We start from the raw sequence: 18,216 nt of genomic DNA on the forward strand, positions 1-18,216 counted from the left end.
ATCAATATCGAGAACTCTCGGGGGAGTGTCCCAAATGAAACTCGTTTCCAAAATTGCCGCGCTTGCTGCTGTCAGCATGATCGCCCTGAACGCTTCTGTTGCCGGTGCGGCGGAAATCTCCGAATTCCGCATTGGCATCCTGGGCGGTGAAAACGCTTCGGACCGCCTGCGCGCCTTCGAGTGCCTGGAACAGAAGACCGCCGATCTGCTCGGTGTTCCGGTCAAGCTTTTCGCCCCGGCCGACTATAACGGTGTGATCGAGGGTCTCCTTGGCGGCAACCTCGACATGGCCTGGCTGGGCGCTTCCAGTTACGCAAAGGTCTTCCTGACCGATCCGGACGCCGTTGAGCCGGTCCTGGTGAAAGTCAACGTCGATGGCAGCTACGGCTACTATTCCATCGGTTTCGCGCGCATCGAAAGCGAGATCAACTCTTTGGAAGACATGAAGGGCAGGAAGTTCGGCTTCGGCGATCCCAATTCCACCTCCGGCTATCTTATCCCCTCCATCGAAATTCCGAAACTCGGCTACTCCATGACCCCGGGCGACTATTTCGGCGATGTCGTTTTCACCGGCGGCCATGAGCAGACAATCGTTGCCGTTGCCAATGGTGACATCGACGCCGGCGTCACCTGGGCAGACGGCCTCGGCGAATGGGAAGACGGCTACAATTCCGGCGCACTGCGCAAGGCGTCCGATGCCGGTCTGGTCGACATGACCGAAATTCAGGAAATCTGGCGTTCTCCGGTGATCCCGGAAGGTCCGATCGTCCTGTCGAAGAAGCTGCCTGAAGACGTGAAGATCCTGATGACCGGTCTGATGGCGTCTCTGCAGTCCATTGACCCGGATTGCGCTTACGGCGTTGCGGCCGGCGACACCAAAGGCTTCATGCCGATCACTCACGATGCTTACGTCTCCATCGTGGAAGCGCGCAAGGCGAAGAGCCAATAATCGTATCGCTTGAACGGAACGCGGGCCGGTCTCCGGTCCGCGTTTTTGCAGCCGTTGTTTTCGGGTTTCTTTCGACCCGAAACGAAGCGGAAGGCCGGGATAAACCAGCCGCCGATACGGGATCCCCGATATCGCACGGACGAGACGTTGAAAGTCCGGCATCTGTCCAGGCCCGCGGAAAGCCGGCACGGACATTCCCAATCATAACCTGAAGGTTCTCCCGACATGGCCGTTGCCGCTCTCGAGCAGGAAATTCTGTCGCTGCGCAAACACCGCCAGCTCTATTCCATGATCGGCCTGTTGCTAGTGGTCGCGGTTCTCGTTTCCGGTTATTCGAAGGCCAACGAGATGAATTCCGGCGGCTTTTTGCAGGGCCTGTCCAAGTTCTTCGACTATCCCGGCGAAATCGTCGTCGAGGCCTGGCAGGCCGGACCGGCGTTTTTTGCCCTGGTGGTGCACTTCACTCCGGCGATGCTGGAAACGCTGAACATCGCCGGTGTCGCGACCCTTCTCGGTGGTGCGATGGCAGTCGTTCTGGCCATGGCCTCCACGCGCAACGTCGACAGCTGGGGCCCGCTTATTCCGGTGGTTCGGCGTTTGATGGACATCATGCGCGCCTTTCCGGAGTTGATCGTCGCGCTGTTTCTGATCTTCGTTCTGGGCTCCAGCCCGGTGCCGGCCATGATCGCCGTCGCCTTTCATACGGCCGGGGCGCTGGGCAAGCTGTTTTCCGAGGTCAACGAGAACATTGACCGCAAGCCCATCGAGGGCCTGACGGCCTGCGGTGCGAGCTGGCTGCAGCGCATCCGCTTCGCGGTGATGCCGCAAGTCGCGCCGAATTACCTGAGCTACTTTCTGCTGCGTCTTGAAATCAACGTGCGTGCCTCGGCCATTCTCGGCTTCGTCGGCGCGGGCGGTATCGGCCAGGAACTGAGGCGGACCATCGGCTGGGGCAAGGGGGCAGGGGATGAAACCGCGGCAATCTTCGTACTCCTGTTTCTCACCATCATGGCCATCGATCAGCTTTCGTCCTACCTGCGTGGCAGGTTGGTCGGCTCCGGCCGTTCGCATTGAGGGAACCTTCATGACAACCGATACCCTCGAACAGGCCGTAAAGCTCGAAGACGTCTGGCGGAAGGTCCACCGCAGGGCCTGGATAACGGTTCTGGCGCCGCTCGCTATCCTGGCCTATCTCGTCTACACATGGTTCGCCTTCGACGTGCCGGACCTGCTGTCCAAGGCACAGCCTGAACGGGCGGCGATCCTGGCAACGGACTCTGTCGCCTACAAGGTTCACGTTACCAAGGACTTCCGCCACGGCGAGATGGAAGTCGCGATTGAAGGTGAGCGGACGGCCACCTACGACAATGCCGAACTGCCTGACTGGGTGACGTTTGACGGCGAAGACGCCTTTGTCGACCTCGGCGACGGCTATACTGTGGAGATAAAGGACAAGACGGCCCTTTTCAATGTTCCCGGCTATGGAGTGATCGAGGCGACGGCCACCGCGAAAGGCGTCGACACCATCCTTCCCGAGGGCGACGTGCCCGGCTGGCTCAAGGACAATCCGCGCAAACTCGACGCGCGCCCCAGCCTCGACAAGCGTCTGCAGGTGACCAGGACAAAGATCGAGATCCACAACTATTTCGGCGGCTGGGAGAACTTCTGGTTTCCCTTCAAATCGCTGCTCCACGGCCAGTCCTTCAGCCAGCTTTATGCGCTTGCCCTCAGTGCCGACCGAGTGGATCCGGACTATTCCAACCTCTGGTTCATCGTGCACGAGTTTCTGGGCAACCCCGACTGGCAGCATGGCAAAGTGATCATGGCGCTGCTCGAAACGATCATGATGGCGGTTCTAGGAACCCTCACGGCAGCCTTGTTCGGCCTGCCTCTGGCCTTCCTGGCGGCGCGCAATTTCACGCCGTCGCAAGTGCTGCGGTTCGGTACCCGCCGGCTGTTTGATTTCCTTCGCGGCATCGACATGCTGATCTGGTCGCTGATCTTCATCCGCGCCTTCGGGCTGGGGCCGTTGACCGGAGCGCTGGCGATTGCCTTCACCGACACCGGTTCGCTTGGGAAGCTGTTTTCCGAGGCTCTGGAAAATATCGACAACAGGCAGGTGGAAGGGGTCAAGGCAACCGGCGCAAGCCAGATCCAGCGCTACCGCTTCGGCGTGATCCCGCAGATCCTGCCGGTGTTCGTCTCCCAGGTGCTGTATTATCTGGAATCCAACACCCGTTCGGCCACCGTCATCGGCGCGCTCGGGGCAGGGGGGATCGGCCTGCTCCTGGTTGAAACCATGAAGACCTCCCGCGACTGGGAAAACACCAGCTACATCATCATTCTCACCATCGTTGTGGTCATCGCAATGGATCAGAGCTCGGGCTGGCTGCGCCGCAAGTTGATCGAGGGTAAAAAAACCGGGTGACGCGATCTGTCATTGCTTTTCGCTTGATAACTGCTCGATCCTGATTTGTGCCGCATTTAGGTCGTGGTGGCATGGCAGCGTCTTCAGGTGATTCGAGGGGGACGGAGCAGGCAATGCGACAAGGCATGGAATGGAAACTGGCAGCTGCGGTCATAGGAGGCGGACTGGGCTTCCTTCCGGCATCGGGTCCGGCGCATGCGATTGAGAGCTGTGTCGCGGCCCTGAAGAAGCAGGCTATTTCTGCCGGCGTTCGCCCGGATGTCGCCGAGCGCATGCTTTCAGGCGCCACTTTCGACGAGAAAGTCATCCGCTTTTCCACGTCCCAGCCCGAACACAAGACCGAAATCTGGGACTATATGGCCTTTCTTGTCGACGCACAGCGGATCAAGGACGGCAAGTCGAACCTGAAGAAACACGCCCGTACACTGGCCGCGATCGAAAAACGCTATGGCGTGGATCGTCATGTGGTGCTGGCTGTCTGGGGCATTGAAAGCGATTACGGCCAGTTTCGGGGCGACTTCTATACGCCGCATGCCTTGGCAAATTTGGTCTGCGCTGGAAAACGCCGCCAGAAATATTTCCGCGGCGAGCTGATCAAGACCTTGCAGATCGCCTCGCGCGGCGATGTTCCGGCAAAGGATTTCCGCGGTTCCTGGGCGGGGGCCTTTGGCCAGACCCAGTTCATGCCGAGCACCTATAACAGTCTGGCTGTCGATTATGACGGCGATGGCCGCAAGGATCTGGTCAACTCGGTTCCCGACGCGCTCGCGTCGACTGCCAATTTCCTGAAGAACGCCGGCTGGAAGAACAGTCGTGCCTGGGGATACGAGGTCAAGGTGCCGGACGGATACTCGGGTCCATCCGGCCGGAAGTCCTATTCCTCGCTCGCCACCTGGGGCAAACGCGGCCTTGTCGGCATCGATGGCAACCGTCTCTCCGGCAATCTCGAGGCAGCGCTGATCCGGCCGGCCGGCGCGAATGGACCGGCTTTTCTCGTCACCCGGAACTTCCGTGCGCTGCGGTCCTACAATGCCTCGACATCCTACGGCCTGGCGATTGCCCTTTTGTCGGAACTTGTCTCAGACGGCGAGCCTTTCAAGACCCCTTGGCCGACCAACAATCCCGGACTGTCCCGGGCACAGCGGCTTGACCTCCAGAAGCTGCTCAACCGGAACGGTTTCGACGTTGGTGAGCCGGACGGCAAGGTAGGGCCGGCAACACGAGCCGGGATCCGCAGGGCGGAGGCCAAATACGGCATGCCGGAAACGGGCCGGCCTTCCTGGAACGTCTACTACGCCCTTGGAGGACGCTAGAGAGAAAGGCGGCGCCTTCAGCTCGCAGATTCTCCTGTCCTTGCGTTCATTTTGAACGCTATCCGGATTTCCGCGCGGATTACTTCATCAAACCGAATGCCGGTGCGTATATGCACCGGTTCCGGCATTGCTTTGTTGCAATGCGGTAGGGCGCGGCGCACTATATTGGCGTTTTCTGGAGGAATGGCATGTCGGGACGGATTTTGACTGTTGCGCAGCAAAAGGGCGGCTCGGGAAAAACGACGCTGGCTGCGCATCTCGCTGTGGCCCTTGCAAGACAATCTGGCGAACCGGTCGCGATTCTCGATGTCGACCCGCAAGGATCTCTCGGCACTTGGTACGAAGCGCGGGAAAACCGGCTGGGTGAGGATAACACCGGCCTGGAATTTCGCACGGCATCCGGCTGGGGCGCGCGGCGGGAAGCAAGATCGCTCGCCAGGTCCCACGGTTACGTGGTGATCGACACCGCGCCCAAGACCGACACCGACGCCAAACCCGCCATCGACGTCGCCGATTTCGTGATTGTTCCAATCCAGCCGACACCGGTCGACCTGTGGGCAACAGCGCAAACCGTCCAGTTGGCCGCCCGCGAGGATACGCCAGCACTGCTGATTCTCAACCGTGTCCCACCCCGCGCCTCCCTCACGCAAGAAATGGCGGAAGCGATTGAGGCCTCCGGTTACGATGCTCTGAACGCCCGTCTTGGAAACCGCACCGTATTCGCCTCCGCCATGGGAAAAGGGAACTCGGTGATGGAGGAGGCGCCCTCCAGCAAGGCGGCGCAGGAAGTCGGTCTGCTCGTCGAAGAACTGATCGTCCGGATCGGGTAATACATGGCGTAGTTCCGCCACCACTCTCCCAGCCCGGGATGCAGGATCGTAAGGAACGCCCCAATGGGCCCGATCAGGAGAGTGAGCGCCGAAACCAAGCCATATATCGTCCTGGGCCTCGCTTTTGCGGATTACCGCCTGTGAAGCCGCCTGATCCTTTGCCGGACGTCCAGCCGGAATGTCATCGCCGTTTTTCGACCGTGCATTTTTGCCTTGTCCTTGTCATGATCCGGTGCCTTGATGGGTAAAATTCTCGGCCCGGGAGGTCTGGCCATGGCTCTTTTTTCGCAGCTCTCTTTTAGATTTCAGTTATTTTCAGGACATCACATGAAAAACGGTCGCACATCCTTCGCCTTTGCCCTGGTTCTGTCGTCGCTGCTGGGCTGGGGCGCTGGCGCCCCGGTTTCCCCGGCCGAAGCCCAGGACCGGCGCATTGTCACCATTGAAGACGCAGACTTTTTCGGCAGTGACTATCGAACGGTGAAGGACGTCGATCTGGAAGGATGCAAGTCCGTCTGCTTGCGGGACGATCAGTGCAGGGCCTTCACGTTCAACACTTCCGCCGGCTGGTGCTTCCTGAAATCCGACTTCGGAGAATTGCAGGGCTTTTCCGGTGCAATTGCGGGCCGGGTCGTCGAAGTTCAGGCTCCGCGGCCGGATCTGAGCGCCGACCGGAAAGCAGAGCTCGCGTTCCTGCCGCAATCCCGGATCGACGCGGCCGAGACCTATTCTCTCAGCATTGCCAATTCCGTCCGTCCACGGGGCCAGAGCGCGGATCAGCTCCGCCGTGACGGTCAGGCAGCTCTGTCCAGTCGGAACGGGTCTCTGGCGGAGGCCGATTTTCTTCAGTTGATCGTGCTGGAACCGGGTGATTTCCATGTCTGGCGGCAATTGACAAATGCGTTGCTGCTGCAGGAACCGGAAGATTGGCAGGATCGGGAAAACAAGCAGAAAAACGCGGTTTCCGCGGCGGTCAACGCCTATTTGCGGGCTGTAAGCGTCCCCGAGCAGGCTCTGGCGCTGGAACTGTTGGGTCTGTCGCTGGAACGGCGCAGCGAATTCAAGACGGCGATCAAGGCCATGCGCGCCTCACTGGCGCTTGAGGAAAATGCCGCTCTGCGCCGTCGCTATGACGATCTGGTGGCACAACACGGCTTCCGGATTGTCGATCATCAGGTGGATTCCGACAGCGTCTCCCCGCGCATCTGTCTCGTTTTTTCGCAGAAACTGCCGGTCGGTCAGGATATGAACCCCTATGTCACCATGCGCGGTGAAGGGGTCCTGTCCGTCGAAGCGGAGGGCAACCAGATCTGCGTGGACGGCCTTCAGCACGGCAAGCGCTATCAGGTGAGCGCGCGCAGCGGTCTTCCGGCAGCTGACGGTGAGAAGCTCGAGAAATCCGTCGAGATTTCCGCCTATGTGAAGGATCGCACGCCGACCGTGAATTTCCTCGGCCGCTCCTATGTTCTGCCCGCCGGCGGCAACCCGACCATTCCCATCGTCTCGGTGAACACCAGCGAAGTGGAAGCGTCTATCTACAGGATCGGCGACCGGTCCGTCGCCGATATCCTGCGGGAAAACAGGTTCCTGCGGCAGCTTAATGCCTATGAGGCCGAGCAGATAGGCGATGAGCTCGGGGAGAAAATCTGGTCCGGTATCGTGGAAACCGAGAACCCGCTCAACCAGGACATCACCACGGCGATACCGATCAGCGAAACCGGCATCGAACTGAAACCGGGTATCTACGCCATGACGGCGCGCTCCCGGCTCGACTTGCAGAACCGCTGGGGAACACAGGCAACGCAATGGTTCCTCGTCTCGGACCTGGGGGTGACAGCACTCACCGGGGATGACGGCATCGCGGCGAATATCCGCTCGCTTTCCACAGCAGAGGCTCTTGAGGGCGTGACGGTCCGGCTTCTCGCGGTGAACAACGAGATTCTCGGCGAGGCAACCTCGAATGCGGAAGGTTTCGCGGAATTCGCTCCCGGTCTGACTCGTGGCCAAGGCGGTCGGGCTCCCGGCATACTGGTCGCGGAAACAGGCACCGGCGACTATTCCTTCCTCGACTTGCGCAAACCGGCATTCGATCTTTCGGACCGGGGTGTTGAAGGCCGCCCGGCGCCCGGACCGCTGGACGTGTTCGCCTGGACCGACCGGGGCATCTACAAGGCCGGAGAAACCGTTCATGCCCAGGCGCTCCTGCGCAATGCGAGCGCCGTCGCTCAGGAAGATTTTCCGCTGACACTGGTCTTTACCCGCCCGGACGGTGTCGAGCATGCCCGCTTTACCGTCAATGACAGCGGTCTCGGAGGTCATCTGCAGGACCTGACACTTGCGCAATCCGCGCAGCAGGGAATCTGGTCCTGGAGCGTCTATGCCGACCCGAAGGGCAGCTCTCTGGCGCAGGAAACCTTCCTGGTGGAGGATTACCAGCCGGAACGGGTCGATTTCGAGCTCGAGACTGCGTCGAAGACCTTCAGCCGGACCGAGCCGACGAAAATTTCGCTCTCCGCCAAGTTCCTCTATGGCTCTCCTGCGAGCGGACAGTCCCTGGAAGGGGACATCATCGTTCGTCCTGTCCGTACCCTGAAGGCCTATCCGGACTACCGGTTCGGACTGGAGGACGAGGAAACCTATTCGCAGCGCGGTGAGATCCCTTCCGGTCTGAAAACCGACGACGACGGCAGGCTCAGCTTCGAAGTCAGCCTTCCGGAGCTGCCCGAGACGACGCTGCTCTATGACGGCGAGCTGAATGCGCGCCTTGTCGAGGCCGGCGGGCGTTATGTCGAGCGTAATCTGGATCTGCCGGTGGTTCTCGACGGACCGCGGATCGGCATCAAGCCAGCTTTCGACGGCGGTGTCGACGAAGGCGGACCAGCCGATTTCTCCGTCATCGTCGTTGGCGCCGATGGCGGGGAGCAAACAGCTTCCGGGCTTGGCTGGACGCTTTCCAAAATCGATCGCCGCTATCAATGGTATCGTCTGGACGGGCGCTGGTCCTTTGAACCCATCACCACGTCGCGACGGGTGGCGAATGGTGAGATCGAAACAGCTCCCGGCGCGCCCGCCCGTCTGTCGCTGCCGGTGGAATGGGGGGAATACCGGCTTGATATTCACGGCGGCGGCGCTCTCCAGACATCGACCAGCGTCACGTTCGATGCCGGCTGGTATACGGCGGACGCCACCTCCGACACGCCGGATTATCTGGATGTCGGGCTGGACAAGGCGAGTTACAGGCCGGGCGACACCGCTATCTTGCGGCTGAAGCCGCAGATGGCCGGGATCGCCGTGATCAACGTCGTCTCCGGTGGCCTTCTGGCCAGCCGCACCGTGGACGTGACCGGCGAGGAAACCGAAGTGGAAATTCCGGTCAGCGATGACTGGGGGGCTGGGGCCTATATCACGGCCAGCCTCTACCGTCCGATGGATCTCGAGCAGAGACGCATGCCCTCGCGGGCGATAGGTCTTTCCTGGCTGCAGGTTGATCCGGGCAACCGGGCCATAGACGTGGAGCTGACCGCGCCTGACCGGATCCTGCCGGAAACGACGCTGGAAATCCCGGTCCGGCTCGCCAACCTTGAAGTCGGCACACAGGCTTATCTTACCGTGGCGGCCGTGGATGTCGGCATTCTGAATCTTACACGATACGAAACACCTGATCCGGAAGGCTGGTATTTCGGCCAGCGCCGTCTCGGCACTGATGTTCGCGACCTCTACGGCCAACTGATCGACCGCATGGCGGGCACGATGGGGCGGGTCCGCTCCGGAGGCGATGCCATGGGGATGCGTCTGGATGCTCCGCCGCCGGATGATGAGCCGGTCGCGCTGTTCTCCGGCCTTGTGGATGTGGGAACCAGCGGCGAAACCGTGGTTTCCTTCGACATACCGGCTTTCAACGGCGCCCTGAAGGTGATGGCCGTGGCCTGGACGAAAGACGGGGTTGGTCATGCGGACCGGGAGGTGGAAGTCCGTTCCCCGGTGGTGATGACGGCAAGTGCACCGGCGTTTCTGGCGCCGGGTGACCAGTCACGGTTGGCCATCGAAATCGACAATGTCGACGGGGCTCCCGGCGCTTATGCGCTGGACGTTTCTGTGGCGGACGGGCTGACGCTTGACGGCGGCACGGCGGTTCAGAACCGGACGCTCGAAATCGAAGCTGGCAGGAAGGCTCTTATCCTCCTGCCGGTTTCCGCAGGCGAGGAGGCCGGCAACAGTGAAGTTGTCGCCGCGCTTACCGGGCCAGAGGGCAAGACCTATATCAAGCGCTTCGGCGTCGAGATCAGGGATACACAGCCGAATGTGGTTCGAAATTCCTCCTTCGAGTTGGCCTCGGGCGGAAGCCTGTCGCTGACCGCCGACAGTTTCGACGGGCTGCGTCCCGAGACCGTCAGGGTGACCCTGACGGCGGGCGGCGCGGCGAGTATCGATGTGGCGGGGCTTCTGGATGCGTTGGACCGCTATCCGTTCGGCTGCACGGAACAGACAACCAGCCGCGCGCTGCCGTTGCTTTATCTGAGCGACGTCGCCGAGGCCGCAGGTCTTGGGTCGGACAACTCCATTCGCGAGAGGGTGGTCAAGGCGATTGCCGGGGTGCTGGCAAACCAGTCATCCTCGGGCGATTTCGGCCTGTGGAACAGCTATGGCGGCGGCGACACCTGGCTTGATGCCTATGTCACGGATTTTCTCACCCGGGCCAAGGAGAAGGGCTATCGGGTTCCCGAAATCGCTTTCACCACTGCGCTGGACAATCTTGAGAACCGGCTGGCCTACGCCTCCGATTTTCAGGATGGCGGCGAGGGGATCGCCTATGCGCTTTATGTGCTGGCTCGGAACGGCCGCGCGTCCATGGGCGATCTGCGGTATTACCTCGATGCCAGACTGCAAAGTTTCGCGACGCCTTTGGCAAAGGCCCAACTGGCTGCCAGCCTGGCCCTGTATGGGGAACGTGAGCGTGCAGAAACCGGGTTCAAGGCCGCCCTTGCCGCTTTGCCAGGCGACAGGCAGCAGACTTACCGGGACGATTACGGGTCCGTCCTGCGCGACAGCGCCGGTGTGACCGACTATGTCGTCTCAACCTCCATGGGAGCGGACCTGACCGGCGAAGCGGTCGATTTCCTGAAAACCGCACAGACTTCCTCGTCCTGGCGCTCGACGCAGGACATGGCCTGGCTGCTTCTTGCCGCACAGGCCCTGAACGACTCGGCGCAGCAGGCCCGAATCTCTGTCGATGGCGAAGAAACGCCCGGGCGTCTGGCATGGTCCCTTGAGGGACGTGACATCGCCGGGGCTCCGGCTGAGGTGACGAACAACGGCGGTGAGGCGACGGATCTTCTGGTCTCGGTTGTCGGGCAACCCGTGACACCGGAACCTGCCGGCGGCAAGGACTTCGCGGTCGAACGCACGGTTTACGATCTCGACGGCAATCCGGTGGATCCCTCGGCGGTCCCCGTCAATACCCGTCTTGCAATCGTGGTGACTGTCCGCGCGCTGACGGATCAGCCAGGGCGGCTAATGGTAGTTGACCGGCTGCCTGCGGGCCTTGTCATCGACAACCCGCGCCTTGTGCGTTCCGGCGACCTTGGCGGCCTGTCGTTCCTGTCCACCATCGATCAGCCGGAACATTCCGCCTTCTATTCCGACCGCTTCGAAGTGGCGGTGGATCAGACCCGGCAGCAGGGCAGGGAAATGACTTTCGCCTATCTTGCCCGCGCGGCCACGCCGGGGACATTTGCCCACCCTCCGGCATCGGTTGAAGACATGTACCGGCCGGACCGGCGCGCGATAACGGCAACCGGCCGCTTTGTCGTACTCGGGCCGACCCGCTAGGGCTGGCAAGGCAGGACAATGAAAAAAGGGCCGCGACAAGGCTGGCGCGCAACCCGGCGGTGGGCAATCGCCGCCGGGTTGGGTGCGCTCGTTTTTGCCGTCGGTGGTGGGCTCAAGGTCCGCCACGACTTCAACGCGCTGCCAGCTCTGCCGCAGATCGGCGACTTGTCCCTTTCGGTCACGGTACTGGACCGGGACGACAGGTTGCTGAGAGCGTTTACCAGCGGCGATGACAAGTGGCGCCTGCCGGTTGATCTGGAAGAGATCGATCCGCTTTATTTCAAGATGCTGCTGGCTTTCGAGGATAGGCGGTTTTTCGACCATGGCGGGATCGATATCCGGGCCCTGGTCCGCTCGGCTCTCCAGAGCGCGCGCGCCGGAAGGATCGTCTCGGGCGGCTCCACCTTGACCATGCAGGTGGCGAGACTTCTGGACGAGGCGCCGACACGAACTTTCATGCGCAAATACGAGCAACTTCTGAAAGCCGTTCAGCTCGAGCGGAGCCTGTCCAAGCAGGACATCCTGAGGCTCTATGCGCTTCGAGCGCCTTTCGGGGGTAATCTTGAAGGTATCCGCGCCGCCAGCCTGACATGGTTCGGCAAGGAGCCCAGGCGCTTGACCCCGGCGGAGGCGGCCCTGCTTGTTGCCCTGCCGCAGAGCCCGGAAGCGCGGCGGCCCGACCGTTTTCGCGAAAACGCGCGCACAGCGCGCAACCGGGTGCTGGCGCGTGCCGCCACTGCCGGTGTCCTGACGCCGGAAGAGGCCGGCTCGGCATCCGCTGAGCCGGTGCGGGCAGCGCGCCATCCCATGCCCTTCCTCGCACCTCATGAAAGTCGGCATGCCCGCCTGACCGACCCGCTGAAACCGGTTCACAGGCTGACGATCGACCGGGACCTGCAGGCAGCGCTCGAGAAACTGTCCCGTCAGAAGATCGGTTCCCACCCGAAGCCGGTCTCGATGGCCGTCATGGTCGCCGATCATCGGACCGGCGACATTCTGGTGAGCATCGGCGCTCCTGAGCTTCTGGATAGTACCAGGCAAGGGCACGTCGATATGACGCGTGCCGTCCGCTCTCCGGGATCGACCCTCAAGCCTTTCATTTACGGGCTGGCCTTTGAGGAAGGAATAGGTTTTCCGGAAAGCTATATCGACGACAGGCCGACGGATATCGGTGGTTACAAGCCGACCAATTTCGATCAGGCCTATCAAGGAACCGTCACCCTTCGCGAGGCGTTGCAACTGTCCTTGAACACGCCCGCGGTGCAGTTGCTGGAGGCCGTCGGCCCCGCAAGGTTGATGGCCAGGCTCAGGCGGGCTGGCGTCCGTCCCGCTCTGGAGAAGGGAGCGGCGCCGGGCCTTGCCATCGGTCTGGGCGGGCTCGGGTTGACCCTGAAGGATCTGACGCAGCTTTATGCGTCGCTGGCGCGGCAAGGCGAACCGGTCTCCCTGTCTGTCTGCCGCGCGGAGTGCGAACGTGATTCCATGCCTGTCTCAGAAGCGGGCAAAGGTACAGATGTCGGTTCGCGGCGGACGGCCGATGTTCTGTCCCGCAAGTCTGCATGGCTGGTGAGCGACATTCTCTCCGGTTTGCCTCAGCTACGGGGCGCTGAAGCCTCCCACATCGCCTACAAGACCGGTACAGCCTACGGCTACCGGGACGCATGGGCCGTTGGGTATGACGGCCGCTATGTGGTCTCGGTCTGGCTTGGCCGGGCGGACGGAACACCGGTCCCCGGGGCAACCGGGGCCAGCGCGGCGGTTCCTGTCCTGTTTGAAATCTTCCAGCAACTCGGGCCCGGCCGCAGGGAGCTGCCGGAGGCTCCGCCGGAAGTCCTCCAGATGACAAGCAGCGAAGTGCCGGGGCCGCTCAGGTATGCCCGGCTGCCGGGCCGGCGGGAGGCCGCGCGCGTCGGAGACGCCCTGAAAATATCCTATCCGCCGGATGGAGCTGAACTGGATCTGGGGTTCGGCGCTCACGGCAGCGGGGCGCCGCGGTCTCAACCGCTCGTCGTCAAGCTCAAGGGCGGCTCAGCGCCGTTTTCGATTCTGGTCAATGGAACGCCGCTTGCCGAAAAGGCGCGCAGGCACCAGTTGGTCTGGCAACCTGACGCACCGGGCTACCTGACCGTCACGATCCTCGATTCCAATGGGAAAAGCGCAGGGATCACCGTTTTCCTGCGTTGAATTCAATTGGTTTCTGACCTGTTTTCGGAAGGTGGATCCTGACCGCCTTCCCGAAACGGGCACGATTCTCAAGTCCTTCACATTGCAGCATATGCAGGCCGACTGGTTCGGGCCTTCTGCCGATGTGCGTCTTTTTCCCGGAAATTGGAGAGTTTCTACCTGCAACAGATTGTGCGGTAGGGGAAGGTGCATTTTTCAGGCGAAATAATGACAAAAAATAGGCGATAATATTACTATTTGCCACAATTATAAATTATAGAATAATTATTCTTTTGAATTACAATTGATGTCGATCAAAAATTTTGCATCGCACCAGAACAACATGAAAATATTTTTTCATCATTTATATAATTCTTGCGGATCGTACGTAAAAATCGTAAGAAAATCGTCAATAATTAATTAAAGGTGAAAGTTTCTCGTTGGAAATATTACGCTGGGTAAGTAAATAATTGTTGCATTACAGCATGTTGCAAAAAGCACACATGCATAATTATCATTGCCTCAATTGACCATTTTGAGCTTGCTGACGATTATCAAGTTTGGTTCTTGAGATCCGCGACGGCGAGTAATCGCCAGTAAAAATGGTTCGATTGAATTGATCGGATCGTTTTTTTAGGAAATCGCGGGGACGGGACCTGCCTAGCCTTTTCGAGGTGCGGCTCAGGTTCTAATAGAAATTGACTTTGGAGGTCAGATAATGAAACTCAAGAGCTTGATGCTCGGCGCTGCAGCAGTTGCTACAGCTACCACCGCCCAGGCAGCCGACCTTCCGGTTGCTCCGGAGCCGGTTGACTACGTTCGCGTCTGTGATGCTTACGGCGCACGCTTCTATTACATCCCGGGCACCGAGACTTGCCTCCGCGTTGGCGGCCGTGTTCGTACCCAGGTTGTGATCAACAACGTTCTTGAAGACGGTGCCTGGGGCGAGCGCGACTCCGACGGCTACTCCTGGCTGGCTCGTGGCTACCTCTTCCTCGACGCTCGCACGGCTACCGAATTCGGCACGCTGCGCGCCTATGTCTCCATGTACGGCAACTCCCAGAACGGTGACAACTCCGGTTTCGCCATGGACAACGCCTACATCCAGTGGGGCGGCCTGACGGCTGGTCGTCTGGGTTCCAACTTCGACATCTTCACCGGTCAGGTTCTGGTGGGTGTTGTCGGTCGTGACTGGTCGGATAAAACTCTGAACCAGGTTGCTTACACCGCTGCTTTCGGCAACGGTTTCTCCGCAACCGTCGCTCTTGAAGACCGTTCCAGCCGTGAATCCGCTGCAACCAACTACGGCGGCACGCGTGCTCCGGACGTCGTTGCTGCTCTCGGCATCTCCCAGGGTTGGGGTTCCGCACAGCTGTCCGCAGCTCTGCATCAGGTTTACCCGAACGCGGCTGCTAATGGCGGCAACAACGGCGGCGAAGACGAAATGGGCTTTGCAGTCGGCGGCGGTGTAGTCTTCAACCTGCCGATGATCACCTCTGGTTCGAACATCTTCTTCCAGGGCTTCTATGCTGATGGCGCTCTGTCCTACATGGGCAACCAGGCTGGCGTAGCTGACAGCAACGGCTCGGGCGACACCTCCACCGGTTGGTCCCTGTCCGCTGGTGCATACATCCAGGCAACTTCGACCATCGGTCTCGCACTCGACGGTTCCTACGCTGACATCGATGCAGCAGCAGGCCTGAACGATGTGACCCGCTATGCGATCGATGGTTCCGTACAGTGGGAGCCGGTCTCCGGTTTCGTAATGGGTGCCGACGTTGGTTACGCCAACACCGACACCGACACTGTGGGTGACACCGACGAACTCCTCTTCGGTGTTCGTATGCAGCGTACGTTCTAATCATCCGATTAGAATCTGACTGAAGGCTCTGAACTCCAGTCAGTCATGCGGCCCGGCAGGCTCCAATCTGCCGGGCCGTCCCCGTTTTGATTCTTCAAAAAACGCGGGAACGGCGTATTTGAGACGCCGGCAGGTCTCGGAAAATGAGGTCGAAGAGGCTCTTTCAGGCCTTGATTCCTAACAGAGTCTAAATTTCCTCTCCGTTTTTGTGACATTCGCGCAACACCGGTTTTTGAAAACAGCCCCCTGGGCAGGGGGAGGGCGTTTTCGATGTTGAACCGGCAATGCGGATGCGTATGGTCATTTTGCGAGCGGCTTCGAGCCGCACTGGTTTGCATGCCTCGGACATCCAACCTCCGGTCGGTGGCAAACACAGACTTAATTCGCGGGGACAATGGTACTTATTCTTTAGTGCCAATTGAAATGACTGATTGGAGGTCAGATATGAAACTCAAGAGCTTGATGCTCGGCGCTGCAGCAGTTGCTACAGCTACCACCGCCCAGGCAGCCGATCTTCCGGTTGCTCCGGAGCCGGTCGATTACGTTCGCGTCTGTGACGCTTACGGCGCACGCTTCTACTACATCCCGGGCACCGAAACCTGCCTCCGCGTTGGCGGCCGTGTTCGTACCCAGATCGTAGCCAACAACGTTCTTGAAGACGGCGCATGGAGCGATCGCGACACGGACGGTTACTCCTGGCTCGCTCGTGGTTACCTGTACCTTGACGCTCGCACGGCTACCGAATTCGGCACGCTGCGCGCTTACGTCTCCATGTACGGCAACTCCACAAATGGCGACAACTCCGGTTTCGCCATGGACAACGCCTACATCCAGTGGGGCGGCCTGACGGCTGGTCGTCTGGGTTCCAACTTCGACATCTTCACCGGTCAGGCCTTCGTCGGCGTGGTCAATCGTGACTGGTCGGACGTGACCCTGAACCAGGTTGCCTACACCGCTGCTTTCGGCAACGGTTTCTCCGCAACCATCGCTCTTGAAGACCGTTCCAGCCGTGAAGCTACCGGTTCCGCAGCAGGCGGCGGTGTCGTGAACTACGGCGGCACGCGTGCTCCGGACGTCGTTGCTGCTCTCGGCATCTCCCAGGGTTGGGGTTCCGCACAGCTGTCCGGTGCTCTGCACCAGGTTTACCCGGATGCAGCTGCTAACGGCGGCAACAACGGCGGCGAAGACGAAATGGGCTTTGCAGTCGGCGGTGGCGTAGTCGTTAACCTGCCGATGGTTACCCCGGGTTCGAACATCTTCTTCCAGGGTTTCTACGGCGACGGCGCAATGGCCTACATCTCCACTTTCGGTGGAATTGCAGACAGCAACGGTTCGGGTGACACCTCCACAGGTTACTCCCTGTCCGCTGGTGCCTTCATCCAGGCAACTTCGACCATCGGTCTCGCACTCGACGGTTCTTACCTCGATGTTGACGCAGCCGCTGGCCTGAACGATGTGACCCGTTGGGCAATCGACGGTTCCGTACAGTGGGAGCCGGTCTCCGGTTTCGTAATGGGTGCTGACGTTGGTTACGCCAACACCGACTACGACGTCACTGGCGACACCGACGAACTCCTCTTCGGTGTTCGTATGCAGCGCACGTTCTAATCAATCCTCATCTTGAGGTTTGAGGGAAAACCCGGCGGAAACGCCGGGTTTTCTTTTGTTCTTTTTCGGGGAGGACCGAAGAGCGGTATCTCCAGCTTCCCCGGTAAGCTCTGAATGGACAACCTGCTGAAAGCTCACACCTGAAGTGTGTCGCGTTTACACGGATTCACCTGTTCCGGAAAACGCTCGAGGCAACGTTTGCATTGCAAATGCGTTCGGGTGGTTTCCTGAATTCAATCAAACGCGACAGGCACTGATGTTCAGGGATATGCCGGATCAAAGTCCTTCCAGGAATCGGGCGATTTCTTCCTGAGTGTCCCGCTCCCAGAGCACAGGCGCGTGTCCCTGGCCGCGGATTGTTTTCAATCGTGCGTTCGGGTGAGAGTCCAGCATGCGCAGGCATGTCTCCTCGCTCAGGAGGTCGGAATGTTCGCCGTGGAGAATGAGGACAGGGCGGTCGGTCAGTTTTTCGTATAAATGCCAGAGATCCGCGACGGGGGCCGCATCGTCCAGACTCGCCAGTTGATGCGCGAGGGCCGGATCGTAGTCCATGATCATCTGGCCACCATCGTCGGACGCCACTTGTCCTGCGAATTTTCTCCAGTTCGCAAGATCAAAAGCGGGGAACTGATTTCCAAGTGTTCGCTGCAACGAAACAGCCGCATCTTCAAGCGAAGCGTGGGTCATCTTGTGGCCAAGCGTCGCCGCGATCCGGTGAATGGCCCGCATTTCGATATGCGGACCGACATCGTTGAAAATCACCGCCGCCATGCGGTTTGCCGGATAGCGTCCGCTCATGGCGAGTGCGTGCAAGCCGCCCCTCGACGTGCCAAGAAGGGCAAAGCGCTCAAGTCCAAGCTGTTCGATCGCTGCATCGATGTCCTTACCTTCGATGGTCAGATCGTAGTTTCGCCAGTCGGGATCCCATTCGCTTCTGCCCCTGCCACGGTAGTCAAGCGCGATCACATGGTGATTCAAGGATTGAAGGTACTCGGCTATATCATTGAAATCGCGAGAATTTCTTGAAAGTCCGGGAAGGCATAGCACCGGAATTGCCGCCGCAGTCATGTCCGGTTCGCTCCGTGCTGGAAGCCACTCACACCCGGCAAGCGTGAGACCGTCAGGGCTCTTCAAACTGAAACCCGATCGGGGCGGCAGAGGACCGGAAGTCGATCCAGCTGGTTGCAAGGCAGTATTCATAAGCGCCTCCCGCGCGATAATTCGTAAGCCGGCTT

Annotated in this window: 10 protein-coding genes; 9 read left to right on the forward strand and 1 reads right to left on the reverse strand. The window is 60.1% G+C overall.

Going from position 1 to position 18,216, the window contains the following annotated elements; genetic code table 11:
* Positions 1 to 34 precede the first annotated feature (34 nt).
* The 9 genes from phnD (at position 35) to OA90_RS18085 (ending at position 16,981) form a co-directional block, all read left to right on the forward strand.
* Positions 35 to 949, forward strand: a complete 915-nt coding sequence (gene phnD / locus OA90_RS18045) for a phosphonate ABC transporter substrate-binding protein (protein WP_068415152.1) — start codon at positions 35 to 37, stop codon at positions 947 to 949.
* A gap of 225 nt (positions 950 to 1,174) precedes the next feature.
* Positions 1,175 to 2,023, forward strand: a complete 849-nt coding sequence (gene phnE, locus OA90_RS18050; RefSeq protein ID WP_068415154.1) for a phosphonate ABC transporter, permease protein PhnE — start codon at positions 1,175 to 1,177, stop codon at positions 2,021 to 2,023.
* Positions 2,024 to 2,033: 10 nt separating this feature from the next.
* Positions 2,034 to 3,377 carry a phosphonate ABC transporter, permease protein PhnE gene (gene phnE / locus OA90_RS18055; protein ID WP_068415155.1) on the forward strand — a complete coding sequence of 448 codons (1,344 nt, stop codon included), beginning with the start codon at positions 2,034 to 2,036 and terminating at the stop codon, positions 3,375 to 3,377.
* A gap of 125 nt (positions 3,378 to 3,502) precedes the next feature.
* A complete protein-coding gene (locus OA90_RS18060; protein WP_068415156.1) occupies positions 3,503 to 4,690 on the forward strand; it encodes a lytic murein transglycosylase in 1,188 nt (395 codons plus the stop codon).
* 188 nt (positions 4,691 to 4,878) lie between these two features.
* Complete coding sequence (gene parA, locus OA90_RS18065) at positions 4,879 to 5,520, forward strand: ParA family partition ATPase (RefSeq protein WP_068415157.1); 642 nt, start codon at positions 4,879 to 4,881, stop codon at positions 5,518 to 5,520.
* A 327-nt stretch (positions 5,521 to 5,847) separates the two neighbouring features.
* Complete coding sequence (locus OA90_RS18070; RefSeq protein ID WP_068415158.1) at positions 5,848 to 11,349, forward strand: alpha-2-macroglobulin family protein; 5,502 nt, start codon at positions 5,848 to 5,850, stop codon at positions 11,347 to 11,349.
* Positions 11,350 to 11,367: 18 nt separating this feature from the next.
* Entirely contained in the window at positions 11,368 to 13,533 is a 2,166-nt protein-coding gene (gene pbpC, locus OA90_RS18075; RefSeq protein WP_068415159.1) for a penicillin-binding protein 1C, read from the forward strand.
* Positions 13,534 to 14,230: 697 nt separating this feature from the next.
* Complete coding sequence (locus OA90_RS18080; protein ID WP_068415162.1) at positions 14,231 to 15,373, forward strand: porin; 1,143 nt, start codon at positions 14,231 to 14,233, stop codon at positions 15,371 to 15,373.
* 444 nt (positions 15,374 to 15,817) lie between these two features.
* Positions 15,818 to 16,981, forward strand: a complete 1,164-nt coding sequence (locus OA90_RS18085) for a porin (protein ID WP_068415165.1) — start codon at positions 15,818 to 15,820, stop codon at positions 16,979 to 16,981.
* Between the two features lie 276 nt (positions 16,982 to 17,257).
* Here the strand turns inward: OA90_RS18085 and OA90_RS18090 are convergent, their stop codons facing one another.
* On the reverse strand, positions 17,258 to 18,181 hold the full coding sequence (locus tag OA90_RS18090) for an alpha/beta hydrolase (RefSeq protein WP_068415168.1): 924 nt from the start codon (positions 18,179 to 18,181) through the stop codon (positions 17,258 to 17,260).
* Between the last annotated feature and the right edge of the window lie 35 nt (positions 18,182 to 18,216).

The organism is Labrenzia sp. OB1, from assembly GCF_001624695.1.
Taxonomy (GTDB): Bacteria; Pseudomonadota; Alphaproteobacteria; order Rhizobiales; family Stappiaceae; genus Roseibium.